At 70.9% G+C, this 26,991-nt stretch carries 27 protein-coding genes; 20 read left to right on the plus strand and 7 right to left on the minus strand.

Translation table 11 applies throughout. The annotated features are described in order from the left end of the window. Positions 1-34 precede the first annotated feature (34 nt). Complete coding sequence (locus ABZ854_RS32105; protein WP_361218005.1) at positions 35-391, minus strand: hypothetical protein; 357 nt, start codon at positions 389-391, stop codon at positions 35-37. A 208-nt stretch (positions 392-599) separates the two neighbouring features. On the opposite strand from ABZ854_RS32105, the gene ABZ854_RS32110 reads away from it, so the two are divergent. Next, positions 600-1,670 carry a LysR family transcriptional regulator gene (locus ABZ854_RS32110; protein ID WP_361218112.1) on the plus strand — a complete coding sequence of 357 codons (1,071 nt, stop codon included), beginning with the start codon at positions 600-602 and terminating at the stop codon, positions 1,668-1,670. 15 nt (positions 1,671-1,685) lie between these two features. Beyond that, positions 1,686-3,023 carry a methyltransferase domain-containing protein gene (locus ABZ854_RS32115; RefSeq protein ID WP_361218008.1) on the plus strand — a complete coding sequence of 446 codons (1,338 nt, stop codon included), beginning with the start codon at positions 1,686-1,688 and terminating at the stop codon, positions 3,021-3,023. A 132-nt stretch (positions 3,024-3,155) separates the two neighbouring features. Here ABZ854_RS32115 and ABZ854_RS32120 read toward each other — a convergent pair whose 3' ends face one another. Then, positions 3,156-3,482 (minus strand): nucleoside triphosphate pyrophosphohydrolase, encoded by a 327-nt coding sequence (locus ABZ854_RS32120; RefSeq protein WP_361218011.1) that lies wholly within the window; start codon positions 3,480-3,482, stop codon positions 3,156-3,158. Positions 3,483-3,630: 148 nt separating this feature from the next. Then, complete coding sequence (locus tag ABZ854_RS32125) at positions 3,631-3,960, minus strand: hypothetical protein (RefSeq protein ID WP_361218013.1); 330 nt, start codon at positions 3,958-3,960, stop codon at positions 3,631-3,633. Positions 3,961-4,164: 204 nt separating this feature from the next. Here ABZ854_RS32125 and ABZ854_RS32130 point away from each other — a divergent pair, with 204 nt between their 5' ends. The 6 genes from ABZ854_RS32130 to ABZ854_RS32155 all read left to right on the plus strand — a co-directional run bounded on the left by ABZ854_RS32130 (position 4,165) and on the right by ABZ854_RS32155 (position 8,157). Continuing rightward, the gene (locus tag ABZ854_RS32130; RefSeq protein WP_361218015.1) at positions 4,165-4,335 is read left to right on the plus strand and encodes a hypothetical protein; all 171 of its coding nucleotides are present in this window, start codon (positions 4,165-4,167) and stop codon (positions 4,333-4,335) included. Positions 4,336-4,416: 81 nt separating this feature from the next. After that, positions 4,417-5,049, plus strand: coding sequence for a hypothetical protein (locus ABZ854_RS32135; RefSeq protein WP_361218018.1), 633 nt, complete (start codon positions 4,417-4,419; stop codon positions 5,047-5,049). After that, on the plus strand, positions 5,046-5,654 hold the full coding sequence (locus ABZ854_RS32140; RefSeq protein ID WP_361218021.1) for a DUF6248 family natural product biosynthesis protein: 609 nt from the start codon (positions 5,046-5,048) through the stop codon (positions 5,652-5,654). Before ABZ854_RS32135 ends, ABZ854_RS32140 begins: the two co-directional genes overlap by 4 nt. 36 nt (positions 5,655-5,690) lie before the next feature. After that, the gene (locus ABZ854_RS32145; protein ID WP_361218024.1) at positions 5,691-6,722 is read left to right on the plus strand and encodes a phosphoadenosine phosphosulfate reductase; all 1,032 of its coding nucleotides are present in this window, start codon (positions 5,691-5,693) and stop codon (positions 6,720-6,722) included. A gap of 65 nt (positions 6,723-6,787) precedes the next feature. Continuing rightward, complete coding sequence (locus ABZ854_RS32150; RefSeq protein ID WP_361218027.1) at positions 6,788-7,141, plus strand: hypothetical protein; 354 nt, start codon at positions 6,788-6,790, stop codon at positions 7,139-7,141. Positions 7,142-7,251: 110 nt separating this feature from the next. Next, a complete protein-coding gene (locus tag ABZ854_RS32155; RefSeq protein WP_361218029.1) occupies positions 7,252-8,157 on the plus strand; it encodes a hypothetical protein in 906 nt (301 codons plus the stop codon). A 188-nt stretch (positions 8,158-8,345) separates the two neighbouring features. Here the strand turns inward: ABZ854_RS32155 and ABZ854_RS32160 are convergent, their stop codons facing one another. Further along, complete coding sequence (locus tag ABZ854_RS32160; protein WP_361218032.1) at positions 8,346-9,614, minus strand: helix-turn-helix transcriptional regulator; 1,269 nt, start codon at positions 9,612-9,614, stop codon at positions 8,346-8,348. Positions 9,615-9,866: 252 nt separating this feature from the next. Between ABZ854_RS32160 and rfbB the strand changes: the two genes are divergently transcribed. From rfbB to ABZ854_RS32180, 4 genes are read left to right on the plus strand one after another with little or no spacing between them, the layout of a single operon-like run. Further along, positions 9,867-10,889, plus strand: a complete 1,023-nt coding sequence (gene rfbB, locus ABZ854_RS32165; protein ID WP_361218034.1) for a dTDP-glucose 4,6-dehydratase — start codon at positions 9,867-9,869, stop codon at positions 10,887-10,889. After that, the gene (locus ABZ854_RS32170) at positions 10,882-11,889 is read left to right on the plus strand and encodes an ATP-grasp domain-containing protein (RefSeq protein WP_361218037.1); all 1,008 of its coding nucleotides are present in this window, start codon (positions 10,882-10,884) and stop codon (positions 11,887-11,889) included. The genes rfbB and ABZ854_RS32170 overlap by 8 nt, the downstream gene beginning before the upstream one ends. Continuing rightward, positions 11,886-12,983 (plus strand): aminotransferase class I/II-fold pyridoxal phosphate-dependent enzyme, encoded by a 1,098-nt coding sequence (locus ABZ854_RS32175; RefSeq protein WP_361218039.1) that lies wholly within the window; start codon positions 11,886-11,888, stop codon positions 12,981-12,983. Before ABZ854_RS32170 ends, ABZ854_RS32175 begins: the two co-directional genes overlap by 4 nt. Next, entirely contained in the window at positions 12,965-13,303 is a 339-nt protein-coding gene (locus tag ABZ854_RS32180) for a low molecular weight phosphotyrosine protein phosphatase (RefSeq protein WP_361218041.1), read from the plus strand. Before ABZ854_RS32175 ends, ABZ854_RS32180 begins: the two co-directional genes overlap by 19 nt. Here ABZ854_RS32180 and ABZ854_RS32185 read toward each other — a convergent pair. Both ABZ854_RS32185 and ABZ854_RS32190 read right to left on the minus strand, forming a co-directional pair. Beyond that, positions 13,257-14,468, minus strand: a complete 1,212-nt coding sequence (locus ABZ854_RS32185; RefSeq protein WP_361218045.1) for a UDP-N-acetylglucosamine--N-acetylmuramyl-(pentapeptide) pyrophosphoryl-undecaprenol N-acetylglucosamine transferase — start codon at positions 14,466-14,468, stop codon at positions 13,257-13,259. The genes ABZ854_RS32180 and ABZ854_RS32185 overlap by 47 nt on opposite strands. Positions 14,469-14,618: 150 nt before the next feature. Then, positions 14,619-15,164, minus strand: a complete 546-nt coding sequence (locus ABZ854_RS32190) for a hypothetical protein (RefSeq protein WP_361218048.1) — start codon at positions 15,162-15,164, stop codon at positions 14,619-14,621. Between ABZ854_RS32190 and ABZ854_RS32195 the strand changes: the two genes are divergently transcribed. Further along, positions 15,163-15,810: a hypothetical protein gene (locus ABZ854_RS32195; RefSeq protein ID WP_361218050.1), complete on the plus strand. Its 648-nt coding sequence runs from the start codon at positions 15,163-15,165 to the stop codon at positions 15,808-15,810. The two genes, ABZ854_RS32190 and ABZ854_RS32195, sit on opposite strands and share 2 nt — an antisense overlap. 239 nt (positions 15,811-16,049) lie before the next feature. Here ABZ854_RS32195 and ABZ854_RS32200 read toward each other — a convergent pair whose 3' ends face one another. After that, positions 16,050-17,513, minus strand: a complete 1,464-nt coding sequence (locus ABZ854_RS32200) for a hypothetical protein (protein ID WP_361218053.1) — start codon at positions 17,511-17,513, stop codon at positions 16,050-16,052. A 683-nt stretch (positions 17,514-18,196) separates the two neighbouring features. Here ABZ854_RS32200 and ABZ854_RS32205 point away from each other — a divergent pair. Genes ABZ854_RS32205 through ABZ854_RS32235 form a run of 7 tightly spaced genes read left to right on the plus strand, consistent with a single transcriptional unit; the run spans position 18,197 to position 26,991 of the window. After that, positions 18,197-19,126 carry a conjugal transfer protein gene (locus ABZ854_RS32205; RefSeq protein WP_361218056.1) on the plus strand — a complete coding sequence of 310 codons (930 nt, stop codon included), beginning with the start codon at positions 18,197-18,199 and terminating at the stop codon, positions 19,124-19,126. Then, positions 19,123-19,464, plus strand: coding sequence for a hypothetical protein (locus ABZ854_RS32210; RefSeq protein ID WP_361218058.1), 342 nt, complete (start codon positions 19,123-19,125; stop codon positions 19,462-19,464). Before ABZ854_RS32205 ends, ABZ854_RS32210 begins: the two co-directional genes overlap by 4 nt. Beyond that, the gene (locus ABZ854_RS32215; protein WP_361218061.1) at positions 19,461-20,042 is read left to right on the plus strand and encodes a hypothetical protein; all 582 of its coding nucleotides are present in this window, start codon (positions 19,461-19,463) and stop codon (positions 20,040-20,042) included. The genes ABZ854_RS32210 and ABZ854_RS32215 overlap by 4 nt, the downstream gene beginning before the upstream one ends. Next, on the plus strand, positions 20,039-22,729 hold the full coding sequence (locus tag ABZ854_RS32220) for an ATP-binding protein (protein ID WP_361218064.1): 2,691 nt from the start codon (positions 20,039-20,041) through the stop codon (positions 22,727-22,729). Before ABZ854_RS32215 ends, ABZ854_RS32220 begins: the two co-directional genes overlap by 4 nt. After that, entirely contained in the window at positions 22,729-23,067 is a 339-nt protein-coding gene (locus ABZ854_RS32225; protein WP_361218067.1) for a hypothetical protein, read from the plus strand. Before ABZ854_RS32220 ends, ABZ854_RS32225 begins: the two co-directional genes overlap by 1 nt. A 1-nt stretch (position 23,068) precedes the next feature. After that, complete coding sequence (locus ABZ854_RS32230) at positions 23,069-25,843, plus strand: hypothetical protein (RefSeq protein WP_361218069.1); 2,775 nt, start codon at positions 23,069-23,071, stop codon at positions 25,841-25,843. 38 nt (positions 25,844-25,881) lie between these two features. Further along, a complete protein-coding gene (locus ABZ854_RS32235; protein WP_361218071.1) occupies positions 25,882-26,991 on the plus strand; it encodes a bifunctional lytic transglycosylase/C40 family peptidase in 1,110 nt (369 codons plus the stop codon).

Raw genomic sequence — 26,991 nt, forward strand, 5'->3', positions numbered from 1 at the left:
CGACCCCGCAGGTCAACGATCAGCTCGCTGTCCGTCATCGCAGCAGACTAACCACCCCCCCACAAGAATCACCGGACAAAGAGACAGGCTCTAGGTGGCTCAGCCCGCCGATCATGCCCATCAGCCCGGCCCCGAGCCGCAGCGGCTCTTCGACCGCGCCCAGCAGCATCTCGCCGGGCGTCAGCTCGTGGGTCTTCCACTCGGTGACCGGCTCGCCGTAGAGGTCGTCGATGCTGGACTGGTCGGCCAGGTCGATCACCAGCGTGCCCGGTGCCGAAAGCGGCTGCAGCGGCGAGCCGAGCGTCAACAGCAGTCCGTCGCCGCGGAGTTGGCCGGGCCATTCCATGGCGCCCTGACTGATCAGCCAGGTGATCGACTCGGCTGAGAGCATGGCTCACCCCCGGGGATGTAGGCAGCGCTGTGGGCATCGCCTTTCGGATCGAAGGCGGCTGCTGAAATGTTCCCCGGGATAGTCCGCGATATCCATATGTCCGATAGGACATTTAAAGGTTTTCTCGGGGTGAAATGCGGAGAAGTTCAGTTCTGCTGGCCGTGCGGACAATGCAAGCTGGTTGAGGCCGCGTCAGGGAGGGGGCGTGATGGTGCCGTCGTTGCCGTCCGGGCCGTTGAAGGTTCCGGGCCCGGAGGGGTTCCGTGGCGATCTGCTGGCGTGTTCCCCGGACTTGCTGGATCTGACCTGGGACCAGATGCGGACGCTGATCGTCGTCCGTGAGGCGGGGACCGCGCTGGCCGCAGCGAAGGTCCTGGGGCGTGAGCAGTCCAGCGTCCAGAAGCAGCTCGACATCCTCAACCGCAACTTCCAGGGCCTCACCGGTGAGTTGCTGGTGGTCAAGCAGGGCCGGGGCCGGGACTTCCTGTTCACCCCGACCGGGCTGGAGGTCGTCGAGCGGGCCCGGGCCACCTTCGCCGACTGGCTGCAGGGCATCGCCGACTCCCGCCGCCGGCTCGGCTCGACGCTGACGGTGGGGACGACCGAGTTCACCCTCGGCTTCCTGGGCCGGGTGTGGGAGCGTGTCGCCCCGCAGCTGCTGGAGCGGGAGGTCGAGCTGAAGGTCATGCATGTGCGGACCCGCGACTTCTGGAAACGCCTGGACTCCAACCAGGTCGACCTGCTGTGCGGCGGGCTGGCGGCCGAGGCCGCCGCCGAGCGGGTCGCCCCCGAGTACGACTTCCTCGAATGGCATCGCGAGGGCCTGGCCCTGCTGACGAACCTGCCGGTGCGCGAGCTCGCCGCCAGGACCGTCGGCGTCGACCGGCTGCGGACGCTGCCGCTGGTCATCCCCTCCCGCGGGGTGATAACCGACTTCGTCGAGCGCTGGTATGGCCCCGACTTCCGCTCGCAACTGCAGATCGCCGCCGAGATCGACGACATCTATTACGGACTCGCCCTGCTGCGGTCCCGCATGACCTATGGGTGCATGCTGTGTGCCCGCTCCATCGGCGAGGCCGCCGTCGACGGGCGCCTGCCCACCAGCGAAGACTTCCGGCTCATCGACTTCGCCGACGACTTCGACCCCATGCTCCAGCTGGTCTCCGGTGTCTTCGCCCGCAAGGGCGAACGCGAGACCTATGACGCCTCCCACCCGCTGAACATCCTGTGGGACGCCTTCCGTGACGAGGCCGCCTCCGGCAGGCCCCTGCCCCTGTGACCTTAAGGACCCCTCGTGCTGCTGGCCTCGGTCAACCTCAACAAGCGTCTCGGCGCCGCCAGCGCCCACTCCAACCTCGCCGCCTGGCTGCGTGAGCACGGCGTCAAGGCCGTGCTCGCCCAGGAGCCGTTCAAGCCCGCCGACCGGACACCGCCCGCACTCGGCGGCTTCACCTTCGCCGGCGGCGACGGACACCTGGCCGCCTGGACCAGCGAAGACCTCGCCCTGCCCGCCGTGTCCTCACCCAGGACGTGGGTCCAGCGGATCGAGCTGGAGTGGCTTGTTGTCCTCCAGGTGCATCTCGACGCCTATGCCAGCGCCGCCCGGGCCTCCCAGCTGGCCGAACTCGCCGCGATGGCCGCCGCCGAGGACGGCCGCCCGCTGCTTATCAGCGGGGACTTCAACCTCGCCCCCCGCCCCGAGGACGGCCTGTTCGGCGAGGAGACCAGCACCTTCACCACCGACGCCGAACGGCAGACGCTCAGGCAGCTGATGCAGGGGGCGGGCCTGGTCGACACCACCGCCGAGACGGCGCCCGCCTTCACCTTCGAGCGGGTCTTCTCCGGCAAGCCCAGCCGCTTCCGCTGCGACCTCGCCCTGCTCAGCGACCACCTGACCGCGACGACCACTGTCACCCCCGACGCGACTGTGCGAAGTGGCCCGAAGGCGTTCACCGACCACTCCGCGCTGCTGATCGACCTGCCCGTCACCGGCCAGGCGGCCGAGCCGGACGACGTGCTCTTCGCGCTGAGCGAGCTCACCGGCCAGACCGCCGCAGCCCCGGCCCAGCGGGAGTATCAGCCCCACAAGACCGCGATGAGCCGCCAGGGCCCCTCTCCAGCCTCCCGGGCCGTGACCGAGCACCTGACCGGCCCCCTCGGCGTCCAAAGCGTCCTGGACCACGGCTGCGGCCGCGGCGCCGACGTCGCCCACTACCGCTCGGCGGGCCTGGATGCCGAAGGGTTCGACCCTCACGACGACTTCGGCTGGCCCCACCCCGAGCGGACCGGCTTCGACCTGGTCACCTCGATGTTCGTCCTCAACGTGCTGCCCGACCCCTGGCAGCGGATCCAGGCCCTCAAGGACGCGGCGTCCTTCGCCCGCCCCGGCGGCCATGTCGTCGTGGTCACCCGCTCACCGGAGGAGATCACCAAGGCCGCCGCGGACGGCGGCTGGACCGCCCACCACGACGGCTTCTGGTCCAGCCAGAGCAAGGGGACCTTCCAGCGCGGCATCGACCCGGGCGAGATCACCGCCCTCGCCCGCCGGGCCGGGCTCGCCCCCGCCGAGTGTGCCCCTGTGCTGCCGCTGCCCGGGGTCTGCCATGCCGTCCTGGCCAAGCCCCGGACATGAATCGCGTACCGCCCAACGTCCCCAATCACCCGCATCCTGGTGCACGAAGCCGCGTACCAACCAACGTCCCCAGCCGCGTACGCAGTTGTGCACGAATTCGTGTACCGACTCGTCGCCGAGGACGGCCTGCGGTCAGCGGTTGCCCGTCCAGACGATCCGGTCGGCGAAGCCGCCCCGCTCACCCGCCTTGGCCTCACGGATCTTTTCCAGCTGATCCACGTCGACCCCCAGGTCTGCGGCGAGCGCGCGCACGACCTCCAGCACGTCCGCGAGTTCCTCCGGCGCCGAGTCCTCATCCGCCTCAAGGAACTCGGCGACCTCCTCGCCGAGCTTGTCCCGCAGCCGGCCGCGGTATTCCTCCCGGCCCGCGGTGTAGGTGACCGGCTCGACGCCGTCCTCCCGGATGATCTGCGGAATCCGGTCCCGCACCAACTTGCCGTGCCTGCTGTAGGGCTCCACCCGTGCTCTCCCGCACCTGTCTTCGTGAGGCGGTCGCCGGACGCCGCCCCTTCATGCCGCCGCAGCCTAGAGAAGTCGCCTCACCACTCGCCATGCGAACCGCCAATCCCACCCGTTCGGAGGGACCCCGTGCCGCCGCAGCGGTTCGTCACCGTCGTCCCCGCGGTGGAAGCGGGCGGCGGGTCCGTCCGCCGGAAGGGGCGGCCCGCTGCTGCGGCGGGGTGGTGGGCAGGGCGGTGACGCCCAGGGCGGCGTCCCTCGCGGTGAGGGCCTCATCCCGTTCGGCCAGGGCCTCGGCCCGTTCCCTCGCCAGCTGTTCGATCATGACTGCGTAGGTGCCCACCAGCTCCGTCAGCTGCCGCTTCTCCTTGCGGACGCGGGCCAGCTCCTCGCGGAGCTTGTCGAGCTCGGCCTCGGCCTTCTTGACCGGCTCGCTCTTGTGCCGGGCGGCCTTGAACTCCGCCTGGTACTTGGCCATGAGCTTGTTTCGGATACTTGTGTGTCAGCAGCCACCGCTTGACCTGGGCTTCCTCGGCCAGGTCAAGGATGGTGAGCTTGCCCGAGGAGTGCAGCGGCGTCCCGGCCAGCAGCCGGTCGGCGGCCGTCCGCAGCTTGACGCTCAACTCCTCCGGCGGATCCGGCTCAGGGCTCATGTCGTGCCTCCCTCGGGCCGCCCGCGTTCATGCTCGGCAATGAGGCTCTCCAAATAGGCGAGGCGCCTGCGTTCGCGTCCCCAGCGGAGGAACTCTTCACCACCGCCCCCGCCCGCGTGATCAACAAGCAGGACAAGAACTTCGAGCCTGCATGGGACGCCCTGACCTCCGGTTCCACCGCCCAGCTCCCGCTCACCTGAACCACCCCGCCTCTCCCCCGGAAGGACACCTCTTGCGCGCGCCCCTGGCCTTACCCCCTGATACATCTCGTCCTCTGCGCCGTGCTGTACCTGGCCACGCCGTCCGGGGGTGATGTACGGGCCGCCATGCGGGCCGGACTTCTGGCCTGTATGACGACCCCGGCCCAGGGCAACGTGATCCCGCCCGGCTGCCTGTACGCCTGCGACAACGGCAAGTTCGGCAAGGGCTGGCCCGGCGCCGAGGCCTGGTTCGCCTGGCTCAAGGCGACCCTCGACCGCTACGGCCCAGACCGCTGCCTGTGGGCCGTAGCCCCCGACGTCCCGATGGACGCCACGGCGACCCTGCCCGAGTCGCTGCCCTGGCTGCAGCAGATTCGCTCCCTGGGCATCCCGGCCGCCTTCGACGCCCAGGACGGCAGCGAGCACGGCCTCATCCCCTGGGACTTGATCGACGTGCTGTTCCTGGCTGGCAGCACCGAGTGGAAGACCTCACCGGCCGCCCACCGCCTCGCCGTTGAGGCCCGCGAGCGCGGCCTGGACGTCCACATGGGCCGCGTCAACTCTCGTCGGCGGCTGCGCATCGCGCAGGCCTTCGGCTGCACCAGCGCCGACGGCACCTACCTCGCCTTCGGCCCCGACACCAACCTCCCCCGCCTCCTCGCCTGGATGAACGAACTCCACACCACCCCAACCCTGTTCGGAGACGACGCATGACGACGACCTGGCTGCGCTACGTGGGCGCATCGATCATGGGCATCCTCGACCCCGTCCCCTCCACTGTGGCCTCCCCCATGACCGTGGAGGAGGGTGCCTGGGTCCGCGCGCACGCCTGGACCAAGGCGCTGCGCAAGATCGATGACGCCTACCCCCACGGCTTCCACCGGTGGTGCTCGTGCGAGGCCGGCACCTGCCACCCCTGCCGCACCGGCCACCACGACCAGTGCATCAGCCGCAATGGCCCCCGCGTCGACGACGACGCCGGCACCATCACCGACCGGCGCGGCTTCGTCGTCGCGGTGATCCGCTGCGGCCCCGGCCAGCGGCCCTGCCGCTGGATCTGCCCCTGCACGCACTCGCCCGACGGCAAAGCCGAGGAGGCCGACGCCGTCGACGCCCCCGAGGGGCAGCCGACCGCCCGGCGGTCGACGACGCGCCCCTCGAAGTCCGTGGCCGCGCTCGCACCGGACGGGCAGATGTCCCTCTTCGCCAGCGCCGGTCTGCCGGAGGAGGCCACCGGCGGTGAGACGCCGTGCCCTTCCCGATCGAGCCCGACTCCGAACCATCGCCCGCCTACGCTCCCGCGGCGCCGTCTGCCCTGAGTTCCCCCGTCTGCTGCTCGTCTCACTGGAGTTGACATGTCTTCGCGCCCTAGCAGCCACCCGCCCACCACACCCGATGTGACCTCGTACGATCTGCTCGCGCCCCAGCTGTCCGGCGGGAAGGACAGCGCGGTCATGATGGCCGTGTTCATGGAAGCCGCCCGCACCGCCGGCGTGGCCGACCGGGTCATCTCGTACCACTCCAGTCTGGGAGTCTTGGAGTGGCCGTCCGTCGTGTTCGACGGCACCCGATACCCGGGGGTGTCCGAGATCGCGGCCCTGCAGAGCGCCGCGTTCGGCGTGCCGGCCGACCGGCACCTGGAGGTCACCCGCACGATGCCGGGCCCGGATGGGATCCGGATGCCGCACAGTCTGCTGACGGAGATCGCGCTGTATGGGCGCTTCCCGCGCAAGGGCAGCCCGTACTGCCGCAAGAGCGCCAAGGAGAGCGTGGTCTCGAGCGCCTGGACCCCCATCGTCCGCCAGCTCGGGCGCGAGCTCGGCCGGCCGGTACGCATCCTGAAGGTCATGGGCCTGCGCAGCGACGAGGGCCCCGACCGCAAGAAGCGTGCCGCCTTACGTACGGTGCAGGTCAACGGGGCGCGGATCGTGGACGAGTGGCTGCCCGTCAAGGACTGGTCGACCGCTGCCGTCAAGGAGTGGCACACCGATGCGCCGGTGCCGTACTCCTGGACATACGATTCGGTGCCCGGGGCCGGCGACTGGGCTGGAACCTCCCGCTGCTCCTGCTCGCTGTGCGTCTTCGCCTCCCGCCACGACGTACTGCTCTCCATCGGTCGGCGGCCGCGGCTGGCCGACCTGTACGCCGAGGTCGAACAGGTCCGGGGCGACAGCTTCCGCGCGGACTGGCGCATCACCGACCTGATCCGGCACGCCGAGCAGTGCGGCGCGCCCGACCCGGGCGTCGTCTGCCCGGACGACGGCCCGGAGTTCACCGCCCTCAAGAAGCAGGTACGGGCGGCGCTGAAGAAGAAGCCCCGCAAGGAACCCGAACTGGCCCGCCGCGCCGGCCGCGCATTGTGCGACGGCTGCACCGTGCACAGCTGATGACCACCGCCCGCTGCGCTGCTCGGCGCGGCGGGCGCCCCCTACAGTGGATGGAGGAGATGACCATGGAGACGAACCCCACCGCCCTGCTGCTCGAACTCGCCGCCCAGGCCCAGCGTGCGAGCGACCCGGACACGCTGCACGACTTGCTATCCAGGGGCCACCGCGCCTGGTGCGAGGGCGTCGCCGACGTCCAGGCCGGCGTTGACCGGGAGACCACGAGCCTGTCCGACGCCGAGCTCGCCGAGCGGTGCGCCGCTGCGTGCGTGCCGTGGGAGGAGGGAATGACGCGCAGCGAGGCGGTCTCCGCTCTCGCTTTCATGACGTGGGATGCCGCGCCGGCCGCGATGGCCTACACGGAGCTGGCGGAGCGTGCGGCGCACTTCGGGGTGTGCCTGCTGGGCGAGGAAGTGCTGTAGGCCGGTTTGGCGTCAGGCTGGACAGCAAACCACCTCCTTTGGCATTATCGAACATGTCGCGCTCGTCCGAGTGCCGGCACCGCCGTGCTGATCCTTCCAAAGGGGCCCTGATGTCTTCCGCCGACCGGCTCGTGGACACCGCGCAGATCGTGTCCGAGTTCGGCACGAGCAAGCCCCGGATCAGCGACTGGAGCAACAACCCGGACAGCGGCTTCCCCGCGGTCGCGCACACGGAGGGCCGCAAGCGGTTCTGGCGCCACGCCGAGGTCGCGGCGTTCTTCGCGCAGCGTGCGCCGAAGAAGCGCGCGCTGCCGGCCGCGGTACTCGAGGCCGACCAGGACGAGCTGCTGACCAAGCGGGAGGTGGCCCAGCTTCTCGGCTACACCCGCACGTCGACCATCGACGGCTACTTCCGCGACCGGCCCGGCTACTTCCCGGAGCCCGACGAGGATGTCGACGGCCCCATGTGGCGCCGCGGCACGATCGTGGCCTGGGTCGCAAGCCGTCCCGGCAAGGGCCGGCGCAGCTCCGCTCCGGCGGCAGCGCGGCCTGAGGTGTCGGCGAACGGCGACCCCGACGAGCTGCTCGGTACAGCCGAGGTCGCTGCGCTGCTCGGCTACGGAAGCCCGGCTTCCTTCTCCAGTGCCCTCTACCAGGGGCGCATCCCCGAACTGCCCGAACCGGACACCCAGGTGAAGGAAGAAGGCAGCCGCGGCCCGGGCCGCAAAAAGTGGCGGCGGGCGACCGTCGTCGCTGCCGCCCGCAAGCGTGGAGTGCTGCCGCCGGCCAACCAGGACGAGAACGAGGACCTGGTCGGCGCCGCCGAGGCAGCCCGCATCCTCGGATACAGCAGCGCCGACAGCTTCAACAGCGCACTCGGGCACGGGCTCCTGCCCGACCTCGAGCAGCCCGACGGATACGCCTACCGGCGCGGCAGCGCCGGCCGCCCCCGTCAGCAGCGCTGGAAACGCTCCCGCCTCGAAGACCTGGCATCCCGCCGCCCCTCACCCTCCTGACTGCAGCACACCGACCCGCGCCGCAGGCGGGATACCGTAAGACCGCGGCCTCTGGTTTAAGGGACCGACGAACTCCCGGCGGGCCAGACGCCGCACGATGGCCGGCATGACGCGGTTCGCCACCGCGTCCCGCAGCAGCCACAGGCTGCTGCGGACCGGCCATCGCTACAGATCTGCTGCTGAGCGGCTCAGCCAGCCAGCGCCCCGGTGCGGGCCGCGAACTCGCGGATGCCCTCGAGACGGGTCGGCCCGTACAGCAACCCGGCCGTCAGCGCCCGCAATGCTGGCCGGCGAACCTCCTGCGGCGCCTCCCGCTCGACCCGGCGCAGCGCAGCGAACGTCTGTTTGCCGTTCCCGAGCGCGTTCCACATGCGGGCGACGTCTGTCCACGCCCGCGCCCGTCGTTCCGCTGTCGGCATCCGGCCGATGTTCAGCCGGTTCGCTACCGTCACCGCCTCGTCCGGCGTGCCCAGAGCGTTGAGGACGCTGATCCGGTAGGCGTCGACCTGTGTCCGGGTCGCTTCCACCGTGAACAGGCCCGGCACGGCCGGGTGCCGCCCCGTCTCCTGTTCGGCCTCCTCCAGCAGCGACAGGGCGGTCGTCCGGTCCCGGCCGGTCGCCGCCGAGTAGGCGCCGGTCAGCAGCAGCGTCGTCCGGACGGCGCCGGTGTGGTCGCGGGAGGCGTCTAGGTCCTCCGCCTCCTTGGTGAGCAGGTGCACCGAGGCCGTGGAGCGGCCCGAGCGACGCATCGCGATCGCCAGCTGCCGGGAGGCTTCACCGACGGCCACCGGGATGCCGCTGCAGCGCGCGGCCGCCAGTGCCCGGTCGGCGGCCACCCACGCCGCATCGGAGTGCTGCTTCGCCGCCAGCTCGGCCGCGAGCACGTACGAGCGGGCGAGCGCCAGGTCCGCTTCCTCCCGGGCCCGGCCCGTCGAGGCATCCCGTGTCGCGGTCGCGGCCGCGATCAGGCCGGACAGCGTGTGCCCGAGACGGGCGTACTGGGCGGCGCAGTAGTCCCGGCGCGCGGCAGCGATCTGCGCGACCAGCCGGGGTAGCGGCATCGGCTCCGCCTGCGGCAGCCGGAACAACGCCACGTCCAGATCGACCGGCGCGGCAGCGGCGGGGCCGGTGTCGACGACGGCCGTCGCTCCCGCTGCCACCACTCCCGTCAGCAGCTCCCTACGACGCACCTCGTCCTCCTCGTCCGACCGGCAACCTTCGGCCACCGTAGCGACATTGGTCATGCCAGGTGCGGCGGACGCACGCAGCTGCTCGGGTGTGATCCGCAAGAACGCGGCGAACTTCAAGAGGGTCGAGTAGTCGATATGCAGCTTCCCGCTCTCGATGCGAGAGACGGCCGACGCCGAATAGCCGCAGGCCTGGCCCACCTCGGTCTGTGTGAGCCTCGCGACGCAGCGCGCCACGCGTAAGAGGGCACCGATCTCGACCGCGCCCATGGGCACCTCCTTGGTCCCAGGATGGGTGGTGCAGAACCTAGCGCCGCCTTGGAGACGTTGGGAGGGCGCGCGGAGGCACACCGTGTGCCGGATCCGCACACCAGTTGCCGTTGCCCCGCCGCCCGTTCTGCACGGCCTGCGTAGGCCGCCATGGTGAGGACCGCACCCGGCATTCGCTGGGCGTCTCCACGACCGGACCCCCAACCGCGGCACGCCCCTGCGGCCGGCCGGTCATCCTCATCGGAGGCAGGTATGAAGCTGTTGGTTACCGGGGGCGCCGGTTTCATCGGCTCCCGCTTCGTCCGGCGCATGCTCCGCGCCGACGAAATCGAGCAGGTCACCGTCCTCGATGCGCTGACGTACGCGGGCAGCCGCGGCAACCTCGGGGCAGCGTTCCTCAACCCGCGACTGGAATTCGTCGTCGGCGACATCTGCAACGCCGCCCTGGTTGACGACCTGATGGCCCGGCACACCGCGGTTGTCCACTTCGCCGCAGAGTCCCACGTCGACCGCTCGTTCACGACGGCTGGCACGTTCGTCACCACGAACGTCATCGGCACGCAGACCCTTGTCGACGCCGCCATGCGGCACGGCGTCGTCAAATTCGTGCACGTCTCCACGGACGAGGTGTACGGGCCGCTGCTGGAAGGCGCGGCCACCGAGGAGTACCCGCTGCGCCCGACCGTCCCGTATGCCGCGTCGAAGGCCGCCAGCGACCTGATCGCGCTCAGCTACTGGCAGACGTACGGGGCGCCGGTCTGCGTCACCCGGTCCTCGAACAACTACGGGCCCTGCCAGCACCCGGAGAAGATCATCCCGCTGTTCGTGACGCGCCTGCTGCGCGGCGAACAGGTGACGCTTCACGACCGCGGCCAGCACGTCCGGAACTGGCTGCACGTCGAGGACAACTGTGCCGGCATCGAACTCGTCCTGCGCGCGGGCGCGCCAGGCGAGATGTACAACATCGGCGGCGGCACCGACCTGTCCAGCAAGGAACTGACGCGGAAGCTACTGCGGATCTGCGGCGCCGACTGGGACTGCGTCACCTACATCCCGGACCGGCTGTCCAACGACCTGCGATACGCCATGGACTGGAGCAAGATCGCCGCCCTCGGCTACCAGCCCGATCGCGACTTCCAGGCTGGGCTGGAGGAGACCGCCGACTGGTACCGGCGCAACGCCGACCGGTGGGCGCCGCTCTCCCGAAGCCCGCTCCCGGCCCTGCCCTCCCCGCGCACCACTCCGACCTCCGAAAAGGAGCGACAGCATGCCTGACCAGCCCCCGCGCCGAATCCTCGTGACCGGTGTCGGCGCCAACCCGGGCTTCGGCCTAGCCCGCAGCCTGCTCCGCCTCGGCCATCGCGTCGTCGCCGTCGACGCCAACCCGCTCGCCCCCGGCCTCTTCCTGGGCGACGTCTCGCCGTACCGCGTACCGCTCGCCAAGGACCCCGACTACCCCGAGGCCATCATCGGCCTGTGCCGCGCGCTCGCCGTGGAGGCGATCGTCGCCGGCACCGAGAACGACCTGCCGCCGCTGCTCGACCTGCGGCCCCGCCTCGAAGCCGACGGCGTACGCCTGTGGCTGCCAGACGCCAAGTCGGTGCACGGCTGCATCGACAAGGCCCGCTTCCACCAGGCCCTCGCCGACCACGGCATCCCGACGCCCCGCACCTGGAAGCCCGAGAACCTCGACCTGGTGCCCGCCGGCATCGAGTTGGTCGTCAAGCCGCGCCGCGGCCACGGCTCCCATGGCGTGCACACGGTGACGTCGCTGCGGCACGCCCGCGTGCTGTGCGAACTGATCCCCGGAGCGATAGTCCAGGAACGCATCTACGGCACCGAGTTCACTGCCGACTGCCTCGTAGACCGCGATGGCCACGCCTCCGCGATCCTCCGCCGCCGCGACCTGGTGAAAGGCGGCTGCGTCGCCGTCTCCACGACGTTCGAGGACCAGGCCGCGCACGACCTGGTGGTGGACACGCTGCGCGCCGTCCGCGCCCAAGGGCTGTGCTGCGTGCAGGGGTTCATCACCGACGACGGCCGGATCACGATCACCGAGCTGAACGTCCGCATCGCCGGGGGATACGCGCTGACCGAGGCGGCGGGCGCGGACCTCGTCGGGCAGATGGTCAACGGCCTGTTCGGTCTGCCGGTCGACCATGACCTGCTCACCTACCGCACCGGCGTGTTCCTCACGAACTATATGGAGACGCTGCGCGTCGGCGACGTCGCCGAGCTGGAGGTAGCAGCCGCCCCGAAGGGAGCCGTCGCATGACGGCCACCGTCCGGCCCGACGCGGGGCGTAACAACACGCCGTACCTGTACGGCGAGGAGGCCGCCGCGGTCGCCCGCGTGCTGGAGGGCGGCCAGTACGGGCACAGCGAGGTCACCGAGGAGTTCGAGCGCCGTATCGCCGCCTTCCTCGGCGTCCGTGACGCCGTCGCCGTCTGCTCGGGCACTGCGGCCCTGCACACGGCCCTGCTCGCAGCCGGAGTCGGCCCCGGTCATGAGGTGGTCGTGCCGTCCATGACGTTCTGCGCGAGCGTCCAGGCGATCCTCTCCGTCGGCGCCACGCCTCGCTTCGTGGACATCGCCCCGGCCACGCTCTGCGTCACCGATCAGCTCGTCATCGACGCCGTCACCGACCGCACCCGCGCCGTGATGCCAGTCCTGTTCGGCGGCCGGGCCATCGACTTCTCCCGCGTCCACAAGGAGCTGGACGCGCGGGACATCGCCATCGTGGAGGACGCGGCGCACGCCTTCGGCTCCCGCAACCGCGCCCGCTGCGTCGGCGCCACCGGAGACCTGACCTGCTTCAGCTTCGGCCCGATCAAGAACCTGACGTGCGGGCAGGGCGGCATCGTCGTCCCCCGCACCCCCGCCGAGGCCGACACAATCCGCCGGATCCGGATGCTTGGCGTCGTCCAGTCCCAGGCCGAACGCGGCCGCACGACCAGCTACCGGGTAAACGGCTTCGGGCTGCGCTACCAGATGTCCGGCATCAACGCCGCCATCGGCCTGGCGCAGCTCGACCACTTCGAGAAGGCAGAGAGGACCCGCCGCATCCTGTGGCGGGCCTACCGGCGGGCGCTCGCAGACCTGGACGGCGTGCACCTGGTCGCAGCGCGCCTTGCCCGCCACCGAGCGAGCCGGCCGCGAGGTCCTGACGCTGCCGTTCCACCAGCACCTCACCGGGAACGACATCGACCAGGTCATCACCGTTCTCGGTCAGGCCCTCAAGAGTTTGGGAGCCGCATCGTGCGCACGGTCCTGACCGTCTGCCTCGGCAACTACTGCCGCAGCCCGTTCGCCGCCCTGGCGCTCGCCAAGCGGGGCGCCGGCGACTCGAGGTGCGCTCCGCCGGGCTGATCGGGAAGTGGGAAGGCCAGCCCGCCAACGAGCAGATGCTCGAGGCCGCCAGGCGGCTCGGCCTCGACCTCACCGGCCACCACTGTCAGCAGCTCACCCGGGAGATGCTCGGCTGGGCCGACAGCGTCCTGGCCATGGATGCCCCCGTGCTGGACGTCCTCCGCGAAATCGCCGACGACGACATGCAACCCAAGCTCGCCCTGTACCTGGGCGACCGCGACGTCCCCGACCCGATGGGCAAGGACCAGGAAACGTTCAACGCGTGCGCCGTCCTCATCGACGCAGGGACGGCTCTCCACGTCGGCCAGCCGACCCAGTGACCGGCCGCCTCTGCGCGGCGGCCAGGATCTCGTCCACGAGCCTGTCCGCCGCGTCCGGACGGCCGTACGCACGAGCCCGCTCCGCCATCGCCTGCCGCAAGTGGGCATCGGCCAGGAGCGGGCCCACCGCCATCTGCAGCTGGCCCGGCGTCACCTCGCCGGCCAGCGCGACCGCCGCCCCGGCCTGCTCCAGATGCCGAGCGTTGTGGACCTGCTCGTTGCCCGCCGACGACGCCAGCGGCACGAACACGGCCGGCTTGCCCAGCGCGGTCAGCTCCGCCAGCGTCCCCGCCCCACTCCGGGAGACCACGACGTCCGCCAGGGCGAGGACGTCGGGCAGCTCGCCGCTGACGAACCCCGCCAAGTGGTAGCGGGCCGCCAGCTCGGCCGGAAGCCCGGCCGCCCGCGCCCGCAGCGCCGCCTCGTTCGCGGGACCGCACTGGTGCATGACGTTCGCCCGCTGCAGAACCCACGGCAACGACTCGCCGACCAGCTCGTTGATCTGCTGCGAGCCCTGCGCCCCGCCCGTCACGTACACCGTCGGCAGACTCCGGTCGAAGCCCCACAGGCCGAGTGCCCGGACAGCCCGCTCCGCCTGTCCGGACAGCACCTCGGGCCGCACAGGGTTCCCGGTCACCACGGCGGCTGCCCGCGCCGACTGCGACAGCAGCTCCAGCGTCGATTCCGACGACACGCAGATCCGTGCGGCCGACGCCGCCAGCTTGCGGTTCGCCAGTCCCAGCCGCACCGTCTGCTCGTGCAGCACGAGCGGCCGGTGGCACATCCGCGCCGCCAGACCGGCCGGGACCGCCACGTAGCCGCCCGTCGCGAGGACGATATCCGGCTGGAACTGGTCGATGGCCCGCCGCGCCTGCAGCACGCCGAGCGGCACCCGCGCCATGTCCTTGACGTTGGCCGGTGACACCAGCTTGATCGGGTTCTTGGAGCGGCGGATCTTCCCGGTCGCCACCGTGGTGAAGGCAATGCCCTCGGCCGGGGCAACGCGCGCCTCCAGCCCGTCAGCCGTCCCGATCCACAACACCTCGAGCGCCCGCCCCTCGAGGGCAAGCCGGGCCTGCAACGTGCGCACCGCCGTCAGCGCGGGATACGTGTGTCCACCAGTCCCGCCGCCTGTGACGACGAGACGGAAAGGGGCGCTGTGCATCGGGCTGCTCCTCGGCGAAACGGCGATCAGGCGAGCCGCCACCCTAGCGGCTACGGCAGCACCGCTTGCCCGCCTTCCCGCCAATCCACGCCACGCGCCGACATCCGATCGGCTCAGCCCCCCCCTCAGCCGGCGTCGTACACCTCGGTATCAGCCATGGTCGACGAGCGGAAGCAACAGACCATCGCCTGGCCAGAGAGCCTGCTCGGCCACGAGCTCGGCAAGGTACATACCGACCTCCGCCAGGACCGTCTCGCGCTCAGTGGCCCCGTGGACAAGGAAGTCATCGCCCGCCGCGTCGTAGGCGCGGACGTGGCTGTTCGGCCCGGTGCACAGCAGGGCCCGCGCGATCTCGGGCAGGCCGAGGCTGAGGGCGTCGCACCGGCCGGCGTGGACGAGCTGGACCAGGTCGCCGGTGACGCCCTCCCAGCCGCCGACCTTCGGCCAGTCGGCACCTCCACTCAGTTCGTGGGTGAGGGTGGCCAGCGGAATGATCTCGCCGGATCGACGCCCGCGGGTGAGGAGATCGTGGATGCACGCGCCGTCGGGCTGGCGCACCTGCGGGTGCAGCAGGGAGGCGGCGGCCACCACGGTGGTGTTGATCTCCTGAGCGCCGGGCCCCGGGTAGTACGGCTCGTGCGCGAAGAGGAGGTAGACGTCCGGGGTGTGGTCGGCGCTGGACGCTGGCAGGGGCATGGACGCAATTCCCTTCGATAGTGAGGTGCTGGGTGTGGGGCGAGGTGCGGCCGGCTGGCTGCCCGCCGGGCCCGCCGGGCCCTCGTGGCCGCCGGGCTGGTTCGCTTCGCCGGAGCGGGCCTGGGTGCGGATGCGCTCCAGGATGAATGACTTGGTCGGCGAGCTGGGCCATCAGGCGTTCGGGAGCGATGAGTTGAGCCGAGACCGTGCGGGTGTCCCGGTCCTGGAGCAGGCCTGCGGCGTCCCACAGCAGGTTTTGGCCGATCTCGGCCGAACGGCGCAGCTCGTAGCGGTCGTTCTCGGCGGCGGCCTGGACGAGGTAGGTGTGCAGAGCGGCCAGGCGCTGCAGGTACTGGCAGGCAGCGGCGTCTTCGACGCGTCGGACGTGTTCGCCGGCCCGTTCGTCGATCCGGTCGGGCAGGTGCTCGGCCAGCAGGGGTGCGAGCAGCATCGCCGGCAGCACCGTGTTGGCGGGGACGCCTCGCTTGAGGGCGAACAGGGCTGCGAAGAGGCTAATGACCCCCACGACGGCCGCGGAGAACCGCACGGGCACAGGGCTGGTACGGGTCAGGGCGATGCGGAGGGCGGGGCGCCTAGTCAGCCAGCGCATGGCCAGACGCTGTGTCCTGGTTGCGCCCGGGGTTAGCACCCCGATCTGCTGTGGGCGTTCGGGCCAAGTGCCGTCACCGGGTACAGTCCAGGCCAGCCAGCCCCATCCGGTGCGCTCGTGCACGAGCGCGGGCTGGCATCTGCCGTTGCATGCGGTGTCGCGGCAGACGTGGCCGGTGCTCAGCGCACGCTCCTGTTTGTCCTCCCACCGGCGGGGGTCGCGGGCGAAGGAGCGCAGACGCGGCTGGGGTGTCATCCGGGGCTGGGTTGTGTCCGTCATTCGGTGCTCGCTTCCAGAGGGTGGATCAGGGCGGCGGTGCAGATGGTGCAGCGGCCGTCGCCGTTGGGGTGAGCGCGACGAGGGGTCGGCCCGGGGCAGGTGTGGCACAGGGGCCAGTCGAGGCAGGCCGGGCAAAGGTCTTCGGCGGGGGCAGTGCCGGGCTTGCCGCAGCCTGCGCACTCGACGAGGGCCCGGTAGGTGAGGGCTTCGCTCACGGTGCGGGCCGCCGGAGCCGCCGACGAACGGCGGGCCGGGAGCGTCAACGGCTCCTGAAAGAAGGGATCGTCTTGGCCGCCGCCGGCGGCGGTGGTGGTGGTGGTGGCGGGTGGCGGATAGGCCTGGGCAGCGCGGAGCCGGGCGGCGATGATCGCGCCGACCGAGGTGCGTACCGGCTTCGGCAGCGGCCGATCGGCAATGACGTGCCGCAGTTGCTCGCGACTCCAGTCGGCTTCCAGCATCACGGTTACAACGCGGCCTTGGTCGGTCAGCGTCTGCCCGGTCAGGAGAAGCTCCGGGCGATCCGCTCCGAGTTCGAGCAGCAGTTGGATCCCCGGGTGCATCTCATCCGCCGGCACGGTCGGCGAGAGCTTCGGCGTATCCGGCCCGTCCGTCTGTCCAGGTGCTCGCATCGCTTCGCTGCGCCCGCACGGACGGAGGGGTCTGGTGTTCTGCTTGTTGGTCTTCTTTCTGTTGGTGTTCTTAGTGGACCGATCAGCCAACGTAGGTATATCCACTGGTGGAAAACCCGACTCTGGCCCGGACCTGCTGCTTTGCAGAGTGGGCAGGTCGGTGAGGAAGTACGCGGCCGCGCCGAGGGTGCCGTCGGGGCCGCGCTCGCGTTCCCGGACCAGGAAGCCGTGCTTCTCCAGTTCCTTCAGCCCACTCTTGATGGCTGAGTCACCGTCGCGGCCGCGGCGGGCGATGTCGGCAACCGTCATCCGCCAGCCGTCCCGGTGCGTGGAGAGCAGCCCGAACAGACCCTTGGCCTTGAAGGACAACTGGACGTCGCGGAAGAGGCCGTTGGCGATCTGGGTGAACTGATCGGCCGCCATCACGCCCCGGCGGATCCCCGCCGGGAGACCGTCGACGTACTCCGCCTCGGGAGCCGTGGCCCCCAAGCCGGCTTCGATCAGCGCGATGTCCAAGGTGGCTGGGCGGTCCGTGATGCAGTAGACGATCTCGCCGAGGGTGCCGTCAGGACGGCGCAGGCGTTCACGGATCAGGTAGCCGCGCGCCTCGAGCTCCTGCAGCCCGGTGCGTACCGCTTCGCGTCCGTCCGGGCCCAGGCGGACGAGGTCGGTGACTGTCACCTGCCAGCCGTTCCTGTGCGTACTGACGTACCCGAAAATGCCCTTCGCTTTGAACGACAGCCCAGAGTCACGGAACAGCGCGTTGGCGATCTGGGTGAAGTGATCGGTCGCCATAACACCCCGGCGGATCCCCTTCCCGAAGCGGCTCACCGCCCTGCCCCCCGACGCCTGCCGAGCGCAGTGGCCACGGCGGGACACCGAGTCCGCCAGGGTGGGGCGGTCGGTAGTCCTGGGCGTGGAGGCGTGCGTGTGTTCCATGGCGTCAGCTCACCCGCCGACCCCAACCACGCTGACGGCCACGAGCCCCGACCATCAGTCACGATCCGGCAACGGAGCCGTCTAGCAGCCATGGTCGGGCCGACCACGGCGCCTCCAGCCCGGGCGCCCAGTGATTGCGCAGCCCCGGACGGGCGTTGCGCAATCGGGCTGCGCAACCGGTCCGGGGATCCTGCGGGGTCAAGTTGTGCTGGGGCCACTGCCCAGCCCGGACGCGCTTCCTGATCTTCTCTTGCGCAGGTCCGTAACGCGCACTGCGCAGGCCTCTGACACGGCCCCACCGGCTTCCGTCTGCGCATCGGCGTCCGGGCCCTGTGGCCGGGCGGCACGTGATCACACCGCGGTCCCCGGCCGGTTAACGTGCCCCGGACGCGATGGCCTGGCACCGGCTCGCGGCTGACCCATGGTTGGGGTCATGGTCGGCCCGACCATGACCCCAACCATGGACTTCGTGTCCCCATCGTGACCATGGTCGGGGGTTCATGGTCGGTGGTCGGGTCGGGGTCGACGGGTTTTCTCAAGGTCAGCAACATCCGTACTGACCTGGGAGTTTGACCATGTCCCCTGGCACGCAGGCCTCACAGAGCGAGGCCGCTGCTCCGATGGCGGCCGACGCCCGGCTGGAGGCAATGCGCCGCCGCGTACGCCTCTCACGCGTAGCGGTCTGGACCGTCATCGCGGCCGGCCCCATCGCCCTGTGCGTCGCCGTCTCCTCCACCCCGACCACGATCGCGGCGGCCCCCGCGACCAAGCCCACCGCCCTGCGCACTGCGACATCCGCCACCGACCCGAGCGGCTATGCGCAGGTGTTCATCGGAGCGTGGCTGCGCAGCAGCGTGGACGACGAGAGGAGTGCGCGGGCGCGACTTGCGCAGTCGATGGCGCCGGACGTCGAACTGCCCACCCCGGCCGCCGACGCGCAATCGGCGCCTCAGTCCGTGACGGCGGTGCGCAGTGCGCAGCGCGCCGGCGGGGCGTGGTCGGTAACGGTGGCTGCGCAATACGCAGGCGGATCGGTGCGGTACTACGCCGTGCCGGTGGCCGCCGACAGCACGGGCTCCTCATTCACGGTGACCGGCGCGCCCGGCGTGGTGCCCGGCCCGGCCCGGGCCGAGGTACCGAAGTCGTCGTACGCCGTGAGCGTCCCGAAAGGGGATCTGTCCTCCGCCATCGGGCAGTTCCTCGACGCCTACCTGACGGGGGCTGGTGAGGTCGACCGGTACCTCGCGCCCGGTGTGAAGCTCACTGCCGTCTCCCCCACCCCGTACACCGTAGTCACCGTCCAGGAGGTATCCGCGGTCGAGGAGGCCGCGGCCGCCGAGACGGTGCCCGCGGACGGTACGACGGTGCGGGTGCTCGCCGCAGTGGAAGCCCGCGACGCGACCGGCCGGTGGCCGCTGGCGTACGAGCTCACGCTCAAGGCCCGCTCGGGCCGGTGGGAAGTCGCCGCGCTTCAGTCCGGCACTCAGGGCGGGGGTGCCCGATGAACACAGTGCACAGCCTGATGCTCGCCGGCCAGCTGGACGACCTCGGCAATAGCTGGATCAACATGTTCAAGGAGTGGGCAACAAAGGGCCTTCAGGCCGGTCTGATCTGCCTGGTCGTCGTCATCATGATCCAGAAGTTCTCACTGAAGGCGGGGATCGGCGCCCTGCTCCTGATGGTGATCGCGCTCGGTCTATACAACTCCCGCAACGACCTGGCGAACATGTTCACCGACGAGGTGAAGAACCCGTCCAAGGGGGCGCCCGTCGTTCCTGGGGTCGTCCGGTCCGAACCCACGGCCTCGAATAATTACTCGCCGAGTGTCGGAGGCTGGCTGTGACCGCGGCCGCGGCCCGGGTGGGCCGCTTCTACACCTCAGCCCGCCGCCACCCCTGGGTACTGGGCAAGGTCGCCGACTGGAAGATCCCGCTCGGCCCCTACACGCCCGCACAGATCGCGGTCGCCGTCGGCGGCGGCTTCCTCCTGGTGAAGACCATCAGCTGGTGGTCGTGGATGGGGCCTGTCCCCATCGTCGGATGGGGCCTGGTCATCTGGATGGTGCGCCGGCCGAAGATCCGGGGCCGTGCCCCGATGCAGGCTGCCTTGGGCTGGATGCTGCTCGGCTGGCAGCCCCGCGGAGGGCGGATCGGCGGGCGGGCCGCCCGCGACCGCGCTCCCCACCCGCTGCTCGGCGGCTTCACCATCGAGGAAATTCCCACGCCCGGCCCCGCTGCGCAGGCCGCACCCTCCCGTGCAGCGCAGCGGCGTCCAGCCCGGACGCCGCGCCCCAGCCCGGCCACAGACCGCTCGACCGCACCCCGCCGCACCCAGCCGGCTGCTCCCGCAGCAACGGCAGGGCCGGTGTCGGGCGTGCAGCAGCTGCTCGCGCTCGCCCAGCAGCGCGGGGGTGCGCGATGAGGGTTCCGATCCGTCACATCGCCGGGCACCTGGTGTGGTCGACGCAGGGCAGCGTGTGGGCGATCTACCGCCTGCACCCGGGGCCGGACGCACAGGGGCGCCGCGAGGAAACCGTCCAAGGCACCTACGTGCCCTCCCCGGTCCGCGACGAACAGCTCGCCAAGATCACCCACTTGGTGCGCTCGCTGTCCGGGGCCCCGCGCCTGTACGGCCTGTGCGCCCAGGTCGACCCAGGCGAGGTCGCCCTGCAGATGATCGAGGGAATCGAGCCGGCCAAGCAGGCACCCGGTACGGGCCGGCACCCGTGGGTGGAGAACGTCGAGGCCGCCCTGGATCTGCTGGACGACCAGGAGATGCACCGCCGCACCCTGTGGCTGGCCGTACCCCTGCAGACAGAAACAGGCAGCCTGCAGGTGTCGGCGTCGCTCGGTGCAGCGTGGGCCGAGGTCGCGCCGATGCTGGGCATGCGGCCGGCGCCGGTGGCCCGGCGCGAGGTGAGTGCCTACCGGGAGCAGGCCTCGCGGGTGGAGGCGGCGCTCGCCGGCGGCATCGCTTTCCGCCCGGGCCGCCCGGCGGAGATCGTGTGGATGATCCAGCACGCGCTGCGCCGTGGCCTTGCCGAGCCGCTGCTGGCGGAGGCCGAGTCCAGTGAGCTGTATGGCGGGCAGATCCGTGAGGGGGTGCTGCGCTGCCCCAGCTACGCCGACCTCGGGCAGGTGCGCCTGCAGGAGGGAGGAATCGACCCCGAGCTCGACGACGTTGACGAGCTCAAGAGCGTGGGCCGAATCACCCGATCCGGGCGGAAGGCCTGGTGGCGGGTGAACACCGGCTCGCCGCTGGGGCGGCGCTGGCTGCAGGTCGAGTCTGACAGCGGGGTTGGCTACCAGGCGCAGTTGGCGCTGGCCGAGTGTCCGCCAGCGGTCAGCCAGGATGCCGCCGATCTGTTCGCCCAGCTGGAGATGCTCGACTTCCCGGTCGACTACACCGTCGACCTGACCTTGGTGCCTGCGGAGAAGGCACGCGACCAAGTGCGGCGCAAGAAGAACGAACTCATCGACCAGGCCGACCAGTATGACGCTCGCCCCACCGGGATGCCCGCGTCCCTGACCGAGGCCGCCCGCGACCTGGGCGAGCTCGATGCCCGGCTGTCGCGCACGTCGGTCGAGGTGGAGGTGCAGTCCGTCACGGTGCTGACGGTGTGGGGGCCGGCCGCCGCCGTCTGTGACGCCCGGGCCCGTGCCCTGGCCGCATTGCTCGGTGGCGCCGACTACCGGGCCGTGCGCCCGGCCGGCCTGCAGGAGGCGCTGTTCGCCCTGGGCCTGCCCGGCACCGTGCGACCGGGTGTTGTGCGGGAGTTCACCCAGCACCAGGTTTCCGAAGACTGGGCGCTTTCAGGTGCCTTCACCGCCGCGGAGGTCGGCGACCCGAACGGCATGTTCCTCGGCCTCGACCTGGACTGCGGCACCACCCGCCCTGTCATGATCAACGTGGCGGATGCGCCCAAGGTCGACGCGTCCGCGTCCATGGGGATCGTGGGGGATCTCGGTGCGGGCAAGAGTGTGATGCAGAAGCTGATCGCGGAGGCCGTGTGGGCGCGCGGCGGCTGCGCGATCTGCATCGACCGCACCCCCGTCCGCGAGTGGGCGACATTTGCCCGGACCGCGGCCAAGGGCCGGGTCCAGATCATCGACGCCGCTCAGGCCGAAGTGTCCATCGACCCTCTGCGGATGTTCGACGGGCCGGAGGGCCGCCATTACGCCCTGTCCTACCTGACCCTGCAGCTCGGCATCGGCCCGATGAGCACCAGCGGCGAGGTCCTCCATCACGCCGTCGAACAGGCCGTCCTCAGCGACGCCCCCTCCATGCACGGTGTCCTTGAGGTCCTTGAGGAGATGGCCACGCGCGAGGTGGGCAAACGGCAGGACGCGGCCGCGACCCTCGCCGGGCTCATCCGGGTCGTCGCGACCAACTCCCTGGCCCGGATGGTGTTCGACCCGACGCTGCCGCCCGTGCGGCTGGACGCCTCCAGCGCCTCCGACATGATCGTGATCACCACCACCGGTTTGAAGCTGCCCCCGAAGGCGGCGTTCGCCAACCCCGAGGTCCTTCACCAGCAGCCGCTGGAGGCGCTGATCGGTCGCGCGGTGCTCTACCTGATCGCCGCGATCGCCCGCCAGACCGCGTTCGAGGACCCCGAGCGGTTCACCGCGGTCGTCCTGGACGAGCTGTACTGGCTCACCTCGTCCGCCGAGGGCACGGCCCTGGTCCACGAGATCCTCCACGACGGCCGCAAGCACGGCGCCGGCCTGTTGGCGGGCTCGCACGACGCCGAGGAACTCGGCCCGGACCGGGGCCTGATGGCCTACCGGGCACTCGCGCGCACCGTCGACCGTGAACGCGCCCGTCGCGGTCTGGAGTTCGTCGGGCTCGAACCGAACGACGGCGAACTGCTGCGTCTGGTGACCACCGGCCTGTCCCCGGTCGGCCAGAGGGGCCGGGAGGGCGAGTTCCTGCTGACCTGCCCGCGGCAGAACACCGGCCGCATCAAGGTCTCCATCCCCCGCATCGAGCGCATCACCACGTCCATCACCACCACGCCGGGACGCCGCACGAGCGCTGTCTCCCCCGCGGTGCCGGAGCCGCCGGCTGGTGAGGCCCCACAGCCCCGCCCGAAGGAAACCATCTGATGACCACTTCGTCGCGGGACCGCTCGAAGCGCGTCGCCGCCGCCTTGAGTGTCCTCACCGTGATCGCCGTCGTCGTCGCCGCGGTGGTGCTCGTCCTCGGGGTGGGCGTGCCGCAGGGGTGGTGGCCGCACACCGGGCAGGCCTTCGCCGCCGACGCCGGGCACCGGGGTCCCTGCGCCCTGATCGTGGGTCCGGCCAAGGCGTACTGCGAGCGCGGCGCCGCCGCCGGTCATCAGGACGTGGCCGGCGGAGCGTGGAGGCTGGTGCCTGCCGGTGCGGGTGTGGGTGCTCTCGTGGTGTGGCGGCTGCGCGGCGCCGCTGGGCAAGGGCGGCGCTGACGTGTTCCGTCCAGACCGCGCGACCCTGCGTTCGGCCGGCCTCGTCGTGCTGCTCACCGGCGTGTTCCTCATGGTGAACACCCAGGTCGTGTACGCGGCCGGCAGCAACGGCGAGACGGGAGACCTGCTCGCCCCGCTGAACATCTACTCGTCCGAGGGTGTGCCGATCGACGGGTACGACCTGAACGCTTCCGGTGGATCCATCGTCGCCTTCAAGACCCAGGCCCTGGCGTTCGCCCTGTCCGGGCTGTTCACGCTGATCCGGCTGCTGGTCGGGCTGGCCGGGTGGGCGATCGAGGTGGCCTTACGGTTCCCGCTGCTCAAGCTCCTCACCCATCCCGCGCAGAAGGTCGCCGACACCTACGACACCGTGGTCGTCGACACGCTCGGGATCAAAGGGCTCTTGCTCGCCTGGGCGTTTGTGTTCGCCGGGTTCATGATCGTGCGTGGCCGAGTCGGCCGCGGTCTGGGTGAAATCTTCCTCACCCTGCTCATCGGGGCCATCGCCGCCTCGGCCCTCATCCGCCCCGACACCCTGCTCGGCCCGGACGGCCCACTGGGGCAGTCCCAGCAGGTGGCCGCCGAGGTCGCGCAGCAGAGCGTCAACTCCTACGACTGGGGCGGCAAGATCTCCAGCAACGATCCGTGCGCCGGCATGGCCGGCAACGCCGAGATCAAGTGCGAACAGCGGGAAGGCGAGGGACCGGTCTCCTCAACCGAGGTGGCCCGCCCCATCCAGGACTCAATCACCAACGCCTTGATCGTCAAGCCGTACATGCTCCTTCAGTACGGGCGCATCCTCGACCCGGCCAAGGCTTCCGATCGCAAGGCCTATGCCGTCCACCTGAAGTGGGTCACCGGCGGATACCTGCCGGACAGTCCCTCGGGCAAGGCGAAAGACGCCTGCAGTCTTGTCCACGGGCCGGGCAAGAAGTACTGCGAGCGCGACGTCGACGGCAATGCGAGCAGCGAGAACGATCTTCCCTCCCTCACACCCGGAGGAGAACTCCTCAACGCTGCCCATCCGATCGTCACCGACGAGGACCAAGCCTTCGCCGCGTTCCTCTCCGATATGAAGAAGGCCGGCCCCGTCGGCAAGTCCTGCGCCGCCTACGCCGAGAAGCCCACCTGGTGGCGGGTTGGCGGCGCCTTCCTGCTGTTGATCGCCGCGCTGTTCATCTGCGGGATGCTGCTGTCCAGCGCGATCGTGCTCCTCGGCACCCAGGGCGTGTGCGCGGCCGCGGCGGCCGTCGGCGGCATCACCTTCGTCGCGGGCATGCTGCCCGGGCCCGCACGACAGTCGGTGTGGAAGTGGCTGTCCGTGTGGGGGATCGCCGTTTTGGCCGTGGTCGGGATCTGCGCGTTCATTCCCTTCTTCGGGATCGCCATCGACGCCACCATCACAGACGGCCCAGACCTGATGGTCGAACGGATCCTGCTCATCGACGTCCTCGCCATCGCCGGCGCGGCCGGCCACCGCCGCCTGCTGACCGGCATTACCTCCTTCGGCCGTCGCATGGCCATGCGGATGCGCTACGCCAAGGTCGGCGGAACCCACATGCCCGGCGACACCTCCGAACTCGGCGCCGCACTCGCCATGAACTCCCCCGCAGCGATGGGCGCGTACGGCGGCGGACTGCGCGCTTTCGCCGGCAGTGGAGGCGGCAGGTTCGGGATGCTCGGTACCCGGCAGCGGCTGATGGGCGCGCTCGCCTCCGTCACCGACGGTGCGGGCCTGCCCGTTGATCCCGGTGGCCTCCTCGCCGATGCCACGGCCGAAGCCAGGCGTGGTCTGGCCCCGCTGACGGCGGCCGCGGCCGTGGGCGGGCTGGGTGCACGTCTCGGCGTCAAGGGTGCCGGCTGGCTGCTGATCGGGCGTCGCCCGGACAAGGAGCAGTTGGCCAAGTGGCGCAAGCCCACCGCAGACGGCGACCACGGCGCGGGCAGGCCGTTGGACGGCGGGGACGGCGGTTCAGGCGGCACGGGACCGCGTCGGCCCTCAGGCCCGCCCGACCGGTATCGCAACGAGCAGGGGCAGGTCGTCGACCGCAACACCGGCCAGGTGCTGCACGACCAGAACAGCGACCGCACACTGCTGTCGACCCGGGCACACAATCGGCTGGTCCGCTTCCGCGGCTACCGCATCCTGCACCGGGGCGGTCGGGCCGCGTACGGGGCGACGGTCGGCCTGCCCGCCAACGTCCGACGGGCCCGGGCGGGCGGCTCGCGCTACTCCGACGACGCCCGCCAGCAGGTGCGGGTGTGGGGCACCACCGTCCGCGAAGACGGCCGGGCCTGGGGCGACACCGGACAGCATGTCGCCCGGGTCATCCGCGACCACACCGACGACAGCGGCGGAACCGGTCCGTTCACTAGCCGCCGCCTGCCGACCGCAGCCACTCCCGCCGCCACCCCGCGCCCGGCACCGCGTCCGCAGCCTGCGCCCGCCGGTCGTCCTTCGGGCCGTCCGACCCCAGCCTCGCCACCGCCGACCACGCCTGCGAGCGGGCCCGCCCCAACTCCGCCTCCGGCGCCGCTCCCCCGCCGGAACGGCCCTGCGCCAGCGCCTCGGTCCGACCTCGGCAGGCCGGGGCGTCCGGCGCACCAGGGCCCGGCCCGGTCCGGGCCGGTCCTCCCGGGCGGAGGCGGTGCCCGCAATAGCACCCGTGACGAGGCACATCGCCGGTTCCAGGACCTGATGCGGCGCACCGCGGCCGACGCCGAACGCCGGCGCCAGGAGCAGGCCCGGCAGCCGCAGGACGGTGAGGACGAGTGAGCTCGCCTGGGCGCGGTCTGGCACGGTGGGGGTGTGTGATGATGCTGCTGCTGTTCGCCGCCGTGTGCTGCGCTGCACCGGTCGGGAACGCGATCAGCGCCTACGTCGCGCTGAAGACGGGGCAGCAGGACGACGATGGGATCGCCGAGGGCGGCAGTGCCGCGGACATCCCGCCACGGATGCTGACCGCCTACAAGAAGGCAGTCCAGCAGGTCGGGAAGTACGTGCCCAAGTGCCAGGGCATGCGCTGGCCGATCCTCGCCGGCATCGCCAAGGTCGAGTCCAACCACGCGGTAGGCCGCAACATCGCCGACAACGGCGACATCCGCCCGAAGATCTACGGGGTACTCCTCAACGGCTCCGGCACCGGCGGCAACACCACCGACGTCCCCGACACCGACCACGGCAAGTGGGACGGCACCGCCACCGGTGAGCGCGCCATCGGCCCCTTCCAGTTCATGCCCTCCACCTGGGAGTCGATCGGGAAGGACGGCAACGGCGACAAGATCGCCGATCCGCACAACGCCGACGACGCCGCGCTCGGCGCCGCGATCTACCTCTGCGGAGGCGGCCGCGACCTGACCAAGCGTGCCCAGCTCAAGGCCGCGATCTGGCAGTACAACCACTCGGGCGAGTACGTCGCAGGCGTGCTGGGCTGGATCGACCAGTACACCGCGGCCGCCAAGGACCCGGACCTGAAGAACGTCTCGGGCAAGGTCCGAACCGCCATCGAGGCGGCGCTCTCTCAGCGAGGGGTGCCGTACTCGTGGGGCGGCGGCAACGCGAGCGGCAAGTCGTATGGCATCTGCTGCTCCCCCAGCGGCAAGAGCGGCGCGAACATCAAGGGCTTCGACTGCTCGGGCCTGACGCTGTACGCGTACGCCAAGGCCGGTGTCAGCCTGCCGCGCACCGCGGCCGCGCAGGCCGGTGTCGGCCAACGCATCCCCGCCAGCCTCGGCACGAGTGCCCTCAGGCCGGGCGACCTCGTCTTCTACGCCTACGCCCCCGGCCGCGATTCCACGATCTACCACGTCGGGATGTACGTCGGCAGCGGGCAGATGATCAACGCCCCCCGCCCGGGCACTGTCGTCCGGCTGGACTCGGTCAACGCCATGTCCGGCTTCGCGGGGGGAGCGCGACTGCTGTGA

It is taken from the genome of Streptomyces sp. NPDC047028 (assembly GCF_040644095.1).
Classification (GTDB): Bacteria; Actinomycetota; Actinomycetes; order Streptomycetales; family Streptomycetaceae; genus Streptomyces.